We start from the raw sequence: 14,253 nt of genomic DNA, 5'->3' as shown, positions 1-14,253 counted from the left end.
AACTGCCGACGCTCAGAGCGTCAACTTGGGATGCCGGTTGACGTCCTTGTAGAGCAGGTAGCGGAAGCGTCCCGGACCACCGGCGTAGCAGGCCTGCGGACAGAACGCGCGGAGCCACATGAAGTCGCCCTCCTGGACCTCGACCCAGTCCTTGTTCAGCAGGTAGACCGCCTTCCCCTCCAGCACATACAGCCCGTGCTCCATCACATGCGTCTCCGGGAACGGGATCACCCCGCCCGGCTCGAAGCTGACGATGTTGACGTGCATGTCGTGCCGTACGTCGTCCGGGTCCGCGAACCGCTGCGTCTTCCAGCGTCCGTCGGTGCCCGGCATCTCCCGGCCCTCGACGTCCGCCTCGTTGGTGACGAACGCCGGCGGTACGTCGATCCCGTCGACCCGCTCGTACGCCTTCCGCACCAGGTGGAACGTCGCGACCGCGTCGCTCGTGTTCCGCACCGTCCAGTCCCCGCCCGGCGGCAGGTACGCGTACCCGCCCTCGGTCAGCGTGTGCTTCTCCCCGGCGACCGTCAGCACAACGTTGCCTGAGACAACGAACAGCACGGCCTCGGCGGCCGGGTCGGTCTCGGGCTTGTCGCTGCCGCCGCCAGGCCCGACCTCGACGATGTACTGCGAGAACGTCTCCGCGAACCCGGACAGCGGACGGGCGATCACCCACAACCGCGTGTCGTCCCAGAACGGCAACCGGCTCGTGACGATGTCCCGCATCGTGCCGCGCGGCAGAACGGCGTACGCCTCGGTGAAGACCGCGCGGTCGGTGGTGAGGTCGGTCTGCGCGGGCAGCCCGCCTTTCGGGGCGTAGTAGCTCATCGTTCTCCTCGGGTCAGCAGGCGGCCGCGTGGATCGACGGCGATGTCGATGGGTCGGCCGCGGAGCCAGGTACTCCGGACGACGCCGGTGAGCGTGCGTCCGTCGTACGGCGTGATGGCGTTCTTGTGCTGGAGCTGCGTGGCGTCGACGGTGAAGGTCTCGTCGGGGGCGAGGACGCAGAAGTCGGCGTCGTACCCGACCTCGACGGCGCCCTTGGTGGTCAGGCCGGTCAGCTTCGCGGGGGCGGCGGACATCCAGCGGACGACGTCCGAGAGGGTGAAGCCGCGGCGGCGGGCCTCGGTCCAGACGGCGGGCAAGCCGAGCTGGAGCGACGCGATCCCGCCCCACGCCGTACCGAAATCGCCGGTGTCGAGGTGCTTGAGGTCGATCGTCGACGGCGAGTGATCGGAGACGACCAGGTCGATGGTCTCGTCGCGAAGGCCGTCCCAGAGGAGCTCGCGGTTGGACGCCTCACGGATCGGCGGGCAGCACTTGTACTGCGTAGCGCCGTCGGGGATGTCCTCGGCGGTGAGGCTCAGGTAGTGCGGGCAGGTCTCCGCGGTGATCCGTACACCGTCCGCGCGGGCCTTCGCGAGCAGCGGAAGGACCTCGGCGCTGGACACGTGCAGGATGTGGACGCGGCACCCGGTCTCGCGGGCCAGGTCGATGACGCCCGCAACGGCCTCGTTCTCAGCTGCGCGCGGGCGGGAGTTGAGGAAGTCCAGGTAGCTCGCGCCGTTCGGCGGGACGGCTTCGTCGATGCGGTGGGCGTCCTCGGCGTGCACGATGAGCAGACCGTCGAAGCTGCTGATCTCGCGCATCGCGGCCTCGAGCTGCGCGTGATCGAGCGGCGGGAACTCGTCGACACCCGAGTGCAGCAGGAAGCACTTGTAGCCGAACACGCCCGCGTCATGGAGTGGGCGCAGGTCCGAGAGGTTGCCCGGGATCGCGCCGCCCCAGAACCCCACATCGACGTACGCCTGGGTCTCGGCGGTTTTGCGTTTGAGCCTGAGCGCCGGCACGTCGCAGGTCGGCGGGATGCTGTTGAGCGGCATGTCGATGATCGTGGTGACGCCGCCACGGGCGGCTGCCTTGGTCGCGGACGTGAAGCCTTCCCAGTCGGTCCGGCCGGGGTCGTTCACGTGGACGTGGGAGTCGACGAGGCCCGGGAGCAGTACTTCGTCGTCGCTGAGGCGTACGTCGGCGGCCGCCTGGAGGTCGGCGTCGTACGGCGCGATCGCCATGATGCGCCCGTCCCGTACTCCGATCGCAGCCGGCTGCTCGCCCGCGGGGCGGACTACTCGCCGGGCTCGGATGACCAGATCAAGAGCGTTCATGCGATCCCTCTCTCCCTTCTCGTCATCGTAGGTGCTCGACCGCGATCCGTTCGCCAAGCTGTTCGAGCAACGGTTCGGGCTCGGCGATGCACCGCTGGACGTCCGGCTCGAGCTCGGTCAGCGCGTACGCCGCTCGCACGCCGGCTTCCTGGAGCTGGTTCGGCTGCAGTTGGTTGACGCCGCACACCGCGACCACCGGGATACCGGCTGCCTTCGCCGCTACTCCGGCCACGGCCTTCCCGTGCAAGGTCTGCTCGTCGAGCGCCCCTTCGCCGGTGATCACAAGGTCGGCACCCGCAAGCTGCTCCTCGAACCCGACCATCTCCAGCACGAGCTCGATCCCCGGCCGGAGCTCCGCATCCAGTAGTGCGAGAGCCGCGAAGCCGACCCCACCCGCGGCTCCAGCACCCGGTGCGTCGCGCAGATCCCGGCCGGTTTGCTCGGCGACCTTGTCGGCCCACGCGCTCAGTTTGCGGTCGAGCTCGGCGACCTGCTCGGCCGTGGCGCCTTTCTGCGGTCCGTACACGGCCGCGGCGCCCCGAGGCCCGGTCAGCGGATTGTCCACATCACAAGCCACCACCACCTGCACACCCTCCAACCGACCCCCGAGTGCGGCGATCAGGCCGGCGCCGCCGTCGGTTGAGGCGCTGCCGCCGATGCCGAGGATGATGCGCGTGCAGCCGGCGTCGACGGCTGCGGCGATCAGTTCGCCGGTGCCGTACGACGTGGCTGTCAACGGAGCCGGAACGCCGCCGGGGAGTCGTACGAGACCGGAGACGTCCGCGAGCTCGACCACCGCTGTGGTGCCCCGGCGGGCGTAGCCGGACTTCACCGGCTCACCCGTGGGGCCCGAGGCAACAACCGGCACCAACTCGTACCCGGCGCCGACAGCGGCGGCAAGAGTCCCGTCGCCACCATCAGCCACCGGGACCGAGACCACGGTCGCGTCGGGATGAACTCGTCGCACCCCGGCACCAACCGCAGCTGCCACCTCCGCACTCGTCAAAGTCCCCTTGAACTTGTCCGAGGCAACCACCACCCGAAACCCCGGGAGGGAGGACGGGTCCGTCATCAGTCGAGGAGGGCTAGTGCCGTTGGCGCGTCTTCGGGGGAGATGGCGAGGTCTTCGAATTCGATGATGTTGTCGATCTCGACGCCCATGGACACGTTGGTGACGCGCTCCAGGATGACCTCGACGACGATCGGGACGCGGTGCTCGACCATCAGCTTCTTCGCCTGCTCGAGGGCCGGCAGGATCCCGTCCGGCTCGGACACCCGAAGTGCCTTACAACCAAGGCCTTCCGCGACCTTCACGTGGTCGACGCCGTACCCGTCGACCTCCGGGCTGTTGATGTTCTCGAACGCCAGCTGCACGCAGTAGTCCATGTCGAAGTTCCGCTGCGCCTGGCGGATCAGCCCGAGGTAGGAGTTGTTCACGACCACGTGGATGTACGGGATGTTGAACTGCGCCCCGACCGCCAGCTCCTCGATCAGGAACTGGAAGTCATAGTCGCCCGACAACGCCACCACCGTGCTCTCCGGGTCCGCGACCGCGACCCCCAGCGTCGCCGGCACGGTCCAGCCGAGCGGCCCGGCCTGGCCTGCGTTGATCCAGTGCCGCGGCCGGTACACGTGCAGCATCTGCGCGGCCTGGATCTGCGACAGCCCGATCGTGCTGACGTACCGGACATCCGGTCCGAACGCGCGGTTCATCTCCTCGTACACCCGCTGCGGCTTGATCGGCGTGTTCTCGAAGTGCGTCTTCCGCTGCAACGCCGTACGACGTTCGCGGCATTCGGCGGCCCAGGCGTTACGGTCGGCCAGCCTGCCGTCGGCGGCCCACTCGCGCGCCACCTCGACGAAGACCTGCAGTGCGGCGCGGGCGTCCGACACGACCGAGTAGTCCGGCGCGAACACCCGCCCGATCTGCGTCGGCTCGATGTCCACATGGATGAACTTCCGCTCACCGCGATACACGTCCAGCCCGCCGGTGTGCCGGTTCGCCCACCGGTTGCCGATGCCGAGCACCACGTCGGACGCCAGCATCGTCGCGTTCCCGTACCGGTGCGACGTCTGCAGACCGACCATTCCGGCACTCAACGGGTGGTCGTCGGCGATCGAACCCCATCCCATCAACGTCGGTACGACGGGAATGCCCGTGAGCTCGGCGAACTCGACCAGCAGGTCCGAAGCGTCCGCATTGATAACCCCGCCACCGGCAACGATCAACGGCTGAGCGGCAGCTCCGAGCATCTCGAGGACCCGTTCCGCCTGCGCCCGGGTGGCCGCGGGACGCGACACCGGAAGCGGCTCGTACGTGTCGATGTCGAAGTCGATCTCCGCAAGCTGTACGTCGAGCGGCAGGTCGATCAGCACCGGTCCCGGACGGCCCTCGCGCATCACCTGGAAGGCCTTCTGGAACGTGCCCGGCACCTGCGCGGCCTCCATCACCGTGACCGCCCACTTCGCGACCGGCTTGGCGATCGCCGAGATGTCGACGGCCTGGAAGTCCTCCTTGTGCAGCTTGGCGACCGGCGCCTGGCCGGTGATGCACAGGATCGGGATCGAGTCCGCCGCAGCGGAGTACAGGCCGGTGATCATGTCGGTGCCGGCCGGGCCCGACGTGCCGATGCAGACGCCGATGTTGCCGGCGCGAGCCCGGGTGTAGCCCTCGGCCATGTGCGAGGCGGCCTCGACGTGGCGGGCAAGGACGTGCTTGATCCCGCCGTGGGCACGCATCGCGCTGTAGAACGGGTTGATCGCCGCGCCGGGCAGCCCGAACGCCTGCGTCGAGCCCTCCTTCTCCAGGATCAGTACTGCGGCGTCAACCGCGCGCATCCGTGTCATCAGCCGATCTCCTTCCCGGACAGCCGCTCCACACCGCGGAGCAACGCGGAATGGTCGAGACCGCCGTCACCGTTCGCGCGCGCCGACGCGACGAGCTGCGCCACCAGAGAACCGAGCGGTACGACGACACCCGCCTCGCGCGCGGCCGCCGTGACGATGCCCATGTCCTTGTGGTGCAGGTCGATCCGGAATCCGGGCTGGAAGGAGCGCGACAGCATGTTCTCTTTCTTCTGGTTCAGCACGGTCGAACCGGCCAGACCACCACAGAGGACCTCGAGCGCCGCCCTGGTGTCGACGCCGTACGCCTCCAGGAAGATCACCGCTTCGGAGACGGCCTGGATGTTCGCGGCGACGATCAGCTGGTTCGCGGCCTTGACCGTCTGACCCGAACCGCTCGGGCCGACGTGGACGACGGTCTTGCCGACAACGTCGAACAGCGGCTTGGCCTTCGCGAAGTCGTCCGCGTCACCACCGACCATGATCGACAGTGCGGCGTTCTTGGCGCCCGCTTCGCCGCCGGACACCGGGGCGTCGAGCAGGTGGAAGCCGAGCGCCCGCGCCCGTTCGGCGAGCTGCTGCGTGACGTCCGGGCGGATGCTGGAGAAGTCGATGATCAGCGTGCCGGTCTCGGCCAGCTGGAAGACTCCGTCCTCACCCTCGAGCACGTCCTGGACGTCCGGCGAGTCGGGCACCATCACGCAGATCACGTCGGCGCCCTTGACCGCGTCGGCCAGCGAGGTCGCGGCCCGGCCGCCCGCGGCGACCAGGTCCTCGGCCCGCTCCGGGCTGCGGTCCAGCCCGGCCACGGTGTGGCCGGCGTTGGCAAGGTGGACGGCCATCGGGTTGCCCATGATGCCGAGGCCGATGAAGGCGATATTCGTCATTTTCAGGTCTCCTAGATGAGTCAGCGGCGCTCGAACGGCAGCCAGCCGAAGCTTTCGTCTGAGGTGGTGGACGGCTTGTACTCGAGTCCGACCCAGCCGGAATAGCCGTTCGCCTCGAGGGCGGTCAGCTGCTGGTCGAGCGGGAGCGTGCCGGTGCCGGGCTCGTTGCGGCCCGGCGCGTCGGCGATCTGCACGTGCGCGACCCAGTCGGTGCTGTCGGCGATCACCTTGTTCACGTCGTCGCCGTTGACCGCGAGGTGGTAGAGATCGGCCAGCAGTCCGACGTTCGGTACGTCGTACGCCGTCTGGACGCGGTCGATCACGGTGAGGGCGTCGGCGGCCGTCTTCAGCGGGTACCGCTCGGCGCCGCTGACCGGCTCGACCAGGACCGTGGCGCCGATCCGCGCCGCGGCCTGGGCGGCGAGCGCGAGGTTCTCGACCGCGAGGTCGTCCTGCTCCTGCTCGCTGCTGCCGTCGACGCGGTTGCCGTACAAGGCGTTGAAGCCCTGGGTGCCGAGCCGCTCACCGATGCCGACGGTGACGTCGACGTTGTCGCGGAACTCGCTCGACCGCTTCGGCCAGGACACCAGCCCGCGGTCCCCGCCGGGCATGTCGCCGGCGAAGAAGTTGAGGCCGGTCAGCTCGACACCGGCATCGGTGATCGCGCCGACGAACGCGTCGACCTGCCGGTCCGGCGGAACCGCCTCGACGAACGGCCACCAGAACTCGACCGCGCTGAACCCGGCCCGCCGGGCGGCGGCCGGTCGCTCCAGCAGAGGCAACTCGGTGAAGAGCAACGAGCAGTTCACCGTGTACCGCAGTTGGTGGCTCATCCTGACTCCAATTTCCGTATTGCGGAAGTTCGTTTCTGTTCTGCGAAAACCATAGGTTGGCCTGCCCGACAGCGTCAAGGTCTGGGTTCGCGACGGCGAGGGGGTGTCTCACGTGGGCGCGCGCGTTGTACGTTCCTCTAAAGGAGGTGCGCCGTGCTGCTGTCCGAGTTGCTGGATGCGCCCGAACTCGGGCTGCGGTTGCTGCATTCGGCGGGCGGGGTGCTGGATCGCCCGATCGGGCGACTCGTCACCACCGACCTGCTCGAGCCGGGGCGGTACCTGAACGGCGGCGAGGTGGTGCTGACCGGGCTGGTCTGGCGGCGAAGGCCGATGGACAGCGAGGTGTTCGTGGCCTCGATGGCCGGGCGTGGGGCGACGACGATCCTGGCCGGCAAGGCGCAGTTGGGCGATGTTCCGGCGGACCTGATGGATGCGTGCCGCCGACACGAGGTGACGCTGATCGAGGTGCCGGTCGAGATCGCGTTCGCGGACGTGACGGAGTACGTCGCGGCGGCAGGATCGGCCGAGACCGGGGCCCGGCTGTCGGCGAGTCTCGTCCGGCAGCGGCAGCTGTTGTCGTCGATCGCGGCCGGGCGCAGCCTCGACGAGCTGGCGGCGCGGATCTCGGCAGAGATCGGGCACGACTGTCGCGTGCTGACCCCGACCGGGCGCCATGTCGTGCCGGGGCCGGGCGAGCTCGACGCGGCCGCGATCGACGCCGTGACCCGCAAGTTCCTGACGGCGGATCGCACGCCCGCGGTCGCGATGACGATCGATGCGTCGTACAGCCTGTTCCCGGTCGGCTCCGGGCTGGGGAATCGCCTGACGGCGTGGGTGCTGGTGATCGAAGGCGACTACAACGAATGGACCCGCGACCACGTCGAGGCGGTGCACGAGCTGTGCGCGATCGCCGCGCTGGACCGCGCCCGTCGCGACGAGGGCCGCCGGGCGCTGCGTCCGCTGGTCGCCGACGCGCTCGCGCTGGTCGAGTCCGGCGCACCACAGGCCGAGGTAGCGGCGCGGCTCAAGCAGGCCGGGTCGCACTCGGAGCGACCGATGGTCGTGGCGGTCGCCGAGCTCCGCGACGACGGACCGAGCGAGGTCGCACTGAGCCTGCTCGAGGACGTGGCACTGACGGTCGGCCCGGCGGTCGTCGCGCCCGGACGCGACGGCTTGCTGGTCGGCTTCCTGCCCTACACGCCGGAGCTGCCCGAGCATGTACGCCGGAGCTTCAGCCGTCTCGCACCGGGTCTGAATCGAGGTCGACTCGCCGTCGGAATCAGCGGCGAGACGTCGGTCGACGCACTCGCCGGCGCACTCGAAGAAGCCCGGTTCGCCCAGCGTGCGGCCGGGGCCGGGCGTGCACCGGTATCGGTGGTCACCTCGGACGAGGTCGCCTCCCACGTCCTCCTGCTCGCGACCCTGCCCGACGACGTACGGCGGACCTACACCAACCGTGTCCTCGGAGCGGTCCTCGAGCACGACCGCCGTACCCATGCCGACCTGCTCACCACGCTCCAGGCGTTCCTCGCCTGCTCGTGTTCCTGGACGCGTACGGCGGAGTCGCTGCACCTGCACGTCAATACCGTTCGCTACCGGATCGAACGCGTTGAGCAACTGACCGGTCGCGATCTGTCGAGCCTGGAGGACCGGGTGGACGTGTTTCTCGCGCTCAAATCGCTCTGATTGTGTGATCACACAAAGCAGGGTGTTCTCCGGCCGTTCATCTTCGGAGGTTCACCGGGTGCAATCCGGGCCGCGGTGAGCCGATGCTCAAGGGCAGGTTCAAATCCCCCGTTCAGCAAGCGCCGCCCCACGCAGCCCGAGGAGCGTGTCCCCGATGAAGGCAAACCTGCGGTCCAGCCGCCACCCCGTCGATCAGGTGCTGCCACCTGGCAAGCTCGCGGTGTACGGCGCCCAGCACGTGCTGGCGTTCTACGCCGGGGCCGTGATCGTGCCGATCCTGCTCGCCAGTGCGATCGGGCTCACCACCGAGCAGCTCATCCACCTGATCAACGCGGACCTCTTCACCTGCGGCATCGCCTCGATCATCCAGTCGGTCGGGTTCTGGAAGGTCGGCGTCCGGCTGCCGCTGCTGCAGGGCGTGACGTTCACGGCGGTCTCGCCGATGATCGCGATCGGGCTCGCGGCGGGCGGCGGTACCGACGGTCTGCTGGTGATCTACGGCGCCGTACTGGTCGCCGGGTTGGCCACGTTCTTCATCGCGCCGTACTTCAGCAAGCTGATCCGGTTCTTCCCGCCGGTGGTGACCGGCTCGGTGATCACCATCATCGGTCTGGCGCTGCTGCCGGTCGCGGCCGGGGACGCGGTCGGCGGGGCGGGACCGACGGCGGCGCCGACCAGCGGCAAGAACATGGCGTACGCGCTCGGAACGCTGGCGCTGATCGTGCTGATCCAGCGGGTGTTCAAGGGATTCATGGCGACCATCGCCGTACTGATCGGACTGGTGGCGGGGACGCTGGTGGCCTGGGCGTTCGGTGACGCGCACTTCGGCGCGGTGCACGACGCGGCCTGGGTCGGCGTGACGCAGCCGTTCTACTTCGGCTGGCCGAAGTTCTCGGTGGCGGCGATCATCTCGATGGTCGTGGTCATGCTGATCACCGCGGTCGAGACCACCGGTGACGTCTTCGCGACCGGTGAGATCGTCGAGAAGCGGATCGGCCGCGAGGACATCGCCCGGGCACTGCGGGCCGACGGCCTGGCGACCACGATCGGCGGCGTCTTCAACTCGTTCCCCTACACCTGCTTCGCCGAGAACGTCGGCCTGGTCCGGCTGACCCGGGTCCGCAGCCGCTGGGTGGTCGCGACCGCGGGAGCGATCATGATCCTGATCGGGCTGCTGCCGAAGGCCGGTGCGATCGTGGCCGGCGTACCGCACCCGGTGCTCGGCGGCGCCGCGCTGGCGATGTTCGCGACCGTCGCGGTGGTCGGCTTCCAGACCCTGACGAAGGTCGACTTCCACGACCATCGCAACGTCGTGATCGTCGCGACGAGCGTCGGCCTGGCCATGTACGTGACCGCGCAGCCGCAGGTCGCGCAGGCCGTGCCGGACTGGGCCGAGATCATCTTCGGCAGCGGCATCACGCTCGGCAGCCTGACCGCGATCTTCCTGAACATCCTGTTCCACCACGTCGGCAAGAACTTCGGCCCCGCGGTCGCTGGGCAGCCGGGTGACTCCGTGCGGCTGGACCAGGTGAACGAGATGACCCGCGAGGAGTTCGTCGAGACGTTCGGCGGCCTGTTCCAGGGTCCGCGCTGGGCTGTCGAGCGAGCCTGGGACATGCGGCCGTACGCCGACACCCACGCGCTGCGGCGTTCCTTCCAGGAGGCGTTGTTCTCCGGCTCACGCGATGAGCAGCGCGATCTGATCCAGGCGTACCCGCAGCTCGGGTCGCAGTTCGTTGCCGATGGCCTCAGCGGCGAAGCGTCGCTGCGGGACCAGTCGGACAAGGGGCTGACGTTCCTGGGCGATCCGGAGCGCGACCAGCTGGCCGCCATCACGTCGGAGTACGAGCAGCGGTTCGGATTCCCGTTGGTGATCTCGGTGCGCGACGCCGAGTCGTACGACCGGATCGTCGAACAGGGCCGCGAGCGGCTGGGCAACTGCGAGAACCAGGAGCACGCCGCCGCGCTGCTCGAGATCGCGAAGATCGCCGGCTACCGGTTCGACGACCTCGTCTCCGACGCCAACCCGATCCACAGCGCACGAACCCGTTGGAGCAGCAACCGATGACTACCCAAGCACTGCGCGCCCCTGCTGTGACCGTGAACGGCGAGCTCACCGCACTCGGCGATATCCCCGTCCACACCACGGTCCTGGACTGGCTCCGCGACCGCGGCCTGACCGGCGCCAAGGAGGGGTGCGCCGAGGGCGAGTGCGGGGCATGCTCGATCCTCGTCGCCCGGGCCGGCACCGACACCCCGACCGAGTGGACCGCGGTCAACGCGTGTCTCCTGCCGATCGCTTCGCTCGACGGCCAGGAGCTGGTCACGTCAGAAGGCCTCGGCTCGCCGGCCGAGCTTCACCCGGTCCAGCGCGAGATGGCCGTCCGCGGGGGTTCGCAGTGCGGCTACTGCACACCAGGTTTCGTGTGCAGCATGGCAGCCGAGTTCTACCGCCCGGGCCGTTCGTGCGGCGAGGGCGATCACGAGCACGGCGCGAACGGGTTCGACCTGCATTCGCTGAGCGGCAACCTGTGCCGGTGCACCGGCTACCGTCCGATCCGCGACGCGGCCTACGCGCTCGAGGATCCGGCCGAGAACGACGCTCTCGCCGTACGCCGCGATTCGCCGCCGCCCGCGCCGGCGCCGACCGGCATGGTCTCGCCCGAGGGCGAGTTCATCCGTCCGAGCTCGCTCGACCACGCACTGGCTGTTCTGGGCGAACGCAGCGATGCGGTGGTGGTCGCCGGTTCGACCGACCTCGGCGTACAGGTGAACATCTTCGGATCCCGTCCGCCGCTGACCATCGCAATCGACCGCCTGGAGGAGCTGCGCGAGTTCTCCTTCGGCGACGACGAGGTCCGGCTGGGTGCGGCGTTGACGCTCACCGAGATCGAGCGGCGCCTGGCGGGACGGGTGCCGCTGCTGGCCGAGCTGTTCCCGCAGTTCGCGTCGCGGCTGATCCGGAACGGCGCGACGATCGGCGGGAACCTCGGGACCGGATCTCCCATCGGAGACGCACCACCCGCTCTCCTGGCACTGGACGCTCGCCTCGTGCTGGCGTCGTCGCGGGGCGAGCGCGTAGTGCCGTTGGCGGAGTACTTCACCGGGTACCGGCAGACGGTGAAGGCCGGCGACGAGCTGATCAAGACGATCGTCATTCCGTTGCCCTTGGCACCGATGACCGCGTTCCACAAGATCGCCAAGCGCCGGTTCGACGACATCTCCAGCGTCGCGATCGGGTACGCCGTCGACGTACAGGACGGTGTGGTGCGGGACGCGAAGATCGGCCTCGGTGGTGTCGCGGCGACCCCGTTGCGCGCCCGCGAGACCGAGGCCACGTTGATCGGTCAGCCGTGGAACGAGACGACCGTACGGACCGCCGCCGGAGTGATGGCCGCGGAAGGTACGCCGATGGACGATCACCGCGCGAGTTCGGCGTACCGCTCGGCGATGCTCGGGCAGTCGTTGTTGCGCTTCTACTTCAAGGGGGTCGAGGCATGAGCTCGCTGTCGGAACGGCCCGCGGTCGGCGTCGTCGGCGTGCCGCTGCCGCATGAGAGCGCCGCACTGCACGTGACCGGTGCTGCCTTATATACGGACGATCTCGTGATGCGCACCCGCGACGTACTGCATGCGTGGCCGGTGCAGTCGCCGCACGCGCACGCGCGGGTGACCGCGTTGCGCGTGAAGCCGGCGTACGACGTGCCCGGTGTCGTGCGAGTGTTGACCGCGGACGACGTACCAGGCGTGAACGACGCCGGCGTGAAGCATGACGAGCCGTTGTTCCCGGACGAGGTGATGTTCAACGGGCATGCGGTGTGCTGGGTTCTTGCGGAGACCCTGGAGGCCGCCCGGCTCGGGGCATTGGCGGTCGAGGTCGAGTACGAGCCGCTGGCGTCGTTGGTGACCGTTCGCGAGGCGATCGAGGCGGGCAGCTTCCAGGGCATCGGGCGGCACCTGGAGCGCGGCGACGTCTCAGCTGCGTTGGCGGGGGCTTCGCATGTGTTCAGCGGCGAGTTCGAGTTCGCGGGCCAGGAGCACTTCTACCTCGAGACGCATGCCGCGTTGGCGCTGGTGGACGAGTACGGGCAGATCTTCGTGCAGTCGAGTACGCAGCATCCGTCGGAGACGCAGGAGATCGTCGCGCACGTACTCGGGCTGGCCAGTCACTCGGTGACCGTGCAATGCCTGCGGATGGGCGGCGGCTTCGGCGGCAAGGAGATGCAGCCGCACGGGTTCGCGGCGATCGCTGCGCTCGGCGCGACGCTGACCGGTCGGCCGGTGCGACTGCGGCTGAACCGGACGCAGGACATGACGATGTCGGGCAAGCGGCACGGGTTCCACTCGTCGTGGACCGTTGGCTTCTCCGACGACGGCAAGCTGGTCGCGCTGGATGCGACGCTGACCGCGGACGGCGGGTGGAGCCTGGATCTGTCCGAGCCGGTGCTGGCGAGGGCGATGTGCCACATCGACAACGCGTACGAGATCCCGCATGTCCGCGTCGACGGGCAGATCGCGCAGACGAACAAGACCTCACAGACCGCGTTCCGCGGATTCGGCGGCCCGCAGGGCATGCTCGTCATCGAGGACATCCTCGGGCGGTGCGCACCGCTGCTCGGGTACGACGCGTTGGAGCTGCGTCGACGGAACTTCTACCAGCCGGGCGACTCCACGCCGTACGGGCAACCGGTGCGGCACGCGGATCGGCTCGAGTCGTGCTGGAGCCAGGTCATCGCCGGCGGAGATGTTGCCGAGCGGGTTGCTTCGGTGGAGGCGTTCAACGCGTCGCACGAGCATGTGAAGCGTGGGTTGGCGATGACTCCGGTGAAGTTCGGGATCTCGTTCAACCTGACCGCGTTCAACCAGGCCGGGGCGCTCGTCCACGTCTACAAGGACGGGTCGGTGCTGATCAATCACGGCGGCACCGAGATGGGGCAGGGTCTGCACACGAAGATGCTGCAGGTCGCTGCAACCACCTTGGGGGTGCCGCTGTCGCGGGTGCGGCTGGCGCCGACACGCACGGACAAGGTGCCGAACACGTCCGCGACAGCTGCTTCGTCAGGTGCCGACCTGAACGGCGCGGCGATCAAGAACGCGTGCGAGCAGATCCGGGAGCGGCTGGCGCAGGTCGCCGGCGGGCGCCTCGGGATCAGCCCGTCCGACGTGCGGTTCGTCGATGGCGACGTACGGGGGTTGTCGGGCGACGGGCTGCCGTGGAACGAGCTGATCAACCTTGCCTACCACCAGCGCGTGCAGCTGTGGGCGGCCGGGTTCTACCGGACCGAGGGCCTGCACTGGGACGCCAACGCGATGCGCGGCGAGCCGTTCAAGTACTTCGCGTACGGCGTGGCGGCGTCCGAGGTCGAGGTGGACGGGTTCAGCGGGGCGTACACGGTCCGCCGGGTCGACATCGTGCACGACGTGGGCGACAGCCTGAGCCCGCTGATCGACATCGGGCAGATCGAGGGCGGGTTCGTGCAGGGCGCCGGCTGGCTGACACTCGAGGACCTGCGCTGGGACGAGAGCACCGGCGACCGTCGTGGACGGCTCGCGACGCAGGCGGCCAGCACGTACAAGCTGCCGAGCTTCTCGGAGATGCCGGAGGTCTTCAACGTCCGCCTGCTGGAGAAGGCCCACGAGGACGGCGCGGTCTACGGCTCCAAGGCCGTCGGCGAACCGCCGCTCATGCTGGCGTTCTCGGTCCGTGAAGCGCTGCGGCAGGCCGCAGCCGCTTTCGGCCCAGCCGGCACCAGCGTCGACCTGCCGTCGCCGGCCACGCCGGAAGCGGTCTACTGGGCCCTCGAACGGGCGCGCTCAGGTGAGAGCTGGGGTGGATGAG

General features: G+C 69.0%; 10 protein-coding genes. 4 read left to right on the top strand and 6 right to left on the bottom strand.

The window, feature by feature from the left end; genetic code table 11:
* Positions 1–12: 12 nt before the first annotated feature.
* The 6 genes from AB0J62_RS33590 to AB0J62_RS33565 are packed head-to-tail and all read right to left on the bottom strand — an operon-like array spanning position 13 to position 6,729.
* The gene (locus tag AB0J62_RS33590) at positions 13–828 is read right to left on the bottom strand and encodes a bifunctional allantoicase/(S)-ureidoglycine aminohydrolase (protein WP_363879894.1); all 816 of its coding nucleotides are present in this window, start codon (positions 826–828) and stop codon (positions 13–15) included.
* On the bottom strand, positions 825–2,165 hold the full coding sequence (gene allB / locus AB0J62_RS33585) for an allantoinase AllB (RefSeq protein ID WP_363879891.1): 1,341 nt from the start codon (positions 2,163–2,165) through the stop codon (positions 825–827). Before allB ends, AB0J62_RS33590 begins: the two co-directional genes overlap by 4 nt.
* Positions 2,166–2,187: 22 nt before the next feature.
* Positions 2,188–3,237 (bottom strand): glycerate kinase, encoded by a 1,050-nt coding sequence (locus tag AB0J62_RS33580; protein ID WP_363879888.1) that lies wholly within the window; start codon positions 3,235–3,237, stop codon positions 2,188–2,190.
* Positions 3,237–5,012, bottom strand: a complete 1,776-nt coding sequence (gene gcl, locus AB0J62_RS33575) for a glyoxylate carboligase (protein WP_363879885.1) — start codon at positions 5,010–5,012, stop codon at positions 3,237–3,239. The genes AB0J62_RS33580 and gcl overlap by 1 nt, the downstream gene beginning before the upstream one ends.
* Positions 5,012–5,896 carry a 2-hydroxy-3-oxopropionate reductase gene (locus AB0J62_RS33570; protein WP_363879882.1) on the bottom strand — a complete coding sequence of 295 codons (885 nt, stop codon included), beginning with the start codon at positions 5,894–5,896 and terminating at the stop codon, positions 5,012–5,014. The genes gcl and AB0J62_RS33570 overlap by 1 nt, the downstream gene beginning before the upstream one ends.
* Before the next feature lie 20 nt (positions 5,897–5,916).
* Positions 5,917–6,729 carry a TIM barrel protein gene (locus AB0J62_RS33565; protein ID WP_363879879.1) on the bottom strand — a complete coding sequence of 271 codons (813 nt, stop codon included), beginning with the start codon at positions 6,727–6,729 and terminating at the stop codon, positions 5,917–5,919.
* Positions 6,730–6,882: 153 nt separating this feature from the next.
* Here AB0J62_RS33565 and AB0J62_RS33560 point away from each other — a divergent pair, with 153 nt between their 5' ends.
* From AB0J62_RS33560 to xdhB, 4 genes are all read left to right on the top strand, one after another.
* Positions 6,883–8,415: a helix-turn-helix domain-containing protein gene (locus tag AB0J62_RS33560; protein WP_363879876.1), complete on the top strand. Its 1,533-nt coding sequence runs from the start codon at positions 6,883–6,885 to the stop codon at positions 8,413–8,415.
* Positions 8,416–8,569: 154 nt separating this feature from the next.
* Positions 8,570–10,483: a 2-oxo-4-hydroxy-4-carboxy-5-ureidoimidazoline decarboxylase gene (uraD, locus tag AB0J62_RS33555; RefSeq protein WP_363879873.1), complete on the top strand. Its 1,914-nt coding sequence runs from the start codon at positions 8,570–8,572 to the stop codon at positions 10,481–10,483.
* Positions 10,480–11,916, top strand: coding sequence for an FAD binding domain-containing protein (locus tag AB0J62_RS33550; protein WP_363879870.1), 1,437 nt, complete (start codon positions 10,480–10,482; stop codon positions 11,914–11,916). The genes uraD and AB0J62_RS33550 overlap by 4 nt, the downstream gene beginning before the upstream one ends.
* Positions 11,913–14,252, top strand: coding sequence for a xanthine dehydrogenase molybdopterin binding subunit (gene xdhB, locus AB0J62_RS33545; RefSeq protein ID WP_363879867.1), 2,340 nt, complete (start codon positions 11,913–11,915; stop codon positions 14,250–14,252). Before AB0J62_RS33550 ends, xdhB begins: the two co-directional genes overlap by 4 nt.
* The last annotated feature ends 1 nt before the right edge of the window (position 14,253 follow it).

Source organism: Kribbella sp. NPDC049584, from assembly GCF_040675555.1.
Taxonomy (GTDB): Bacteria; Actinomycetota; Actinomycetes; order Propionibacteriales; family Kribbellaceae; genus Kribbella.
The sequence above is the reverse complement of the archived record's forward strand: the minus strand, read 5'-3'. Positions and strand labels throughout refer to the sequence as shown.